Below are 697 nucleotides of genomic sequence, written 5' to 3' on the forward strand. Positions count from 1 at the left end.
GCCCTGGCCACGGCCCGCCCGCGGCGCCTGGTCGGCGCTGGGCATCGAGCCCCGCTGGACGGGCTGGGGCGGCCCGCTGCTCGTCGCGCTCTTCGCCGGACTGCTGCGCTTCTGGCAGCTCGGCACGCCGCACGCCGTGATATTCGACGAGACGTACTACGCCAAGGACGCCTGGTCGCTGCTGAAGCAGGGCTACGAGGGCACCTGGCCCGACGGCGCCAACGCGCAGATCCTCAAGGACCCCTCGTCCGCTCCGCTCAGCGACGCCGCCTCGTACGTGGTGCACCCGCCGGTCGGCAAGTGGGTCATCGCCCTCGGTGAGCACTTCTTCGGCCTGACGCCCTTCGGCTGGCGCTTCATGACGGCCGTGCTCGGCACGCTCTCCGTGCTCATGCTCTGCCGCATCGGCCGCCGCATGTTCCGCTCCACCGCCCTGGGCTGCCTCGCCGGGGGCCTGATGGCCGTGGACGGGCTGCACTTCGTGATGAGCCGCACCGCGCTGCTCGACCTGGTGCTGATGTTCTTCGTCCTGGCCGCCTTCGGCTGCCTGCTCGTCGACCGCGACCGGACCAGGGCCCGTCTCGCCCGCGCACTCCCCGAGGACCGCCCCGACCCGGACGTCGGCGGGCGGCTGCCGCTCGGCCTGCGCCCCTGGCGGCTCGCCGCCGGGCTCTGCCTCGGCCTGGCCATCGGCACC

The 697-nt window shown here is 73.7% G+C and carries 1 protein-coding gene; it reads left to right on the forward strand.

Annotated elements, in window-relative coordinates:
• Window positions 1-697 (forward strand): phospholipid carrier-dependent glycosyltransferase (locus ACYVE9_RS29605; protein ID WP_461030949.1); only part of this gene is annotated, 697 nt, incomplete at both ends.

The organism is Streptomyces sparsus, from assembly GCF_054776295.1.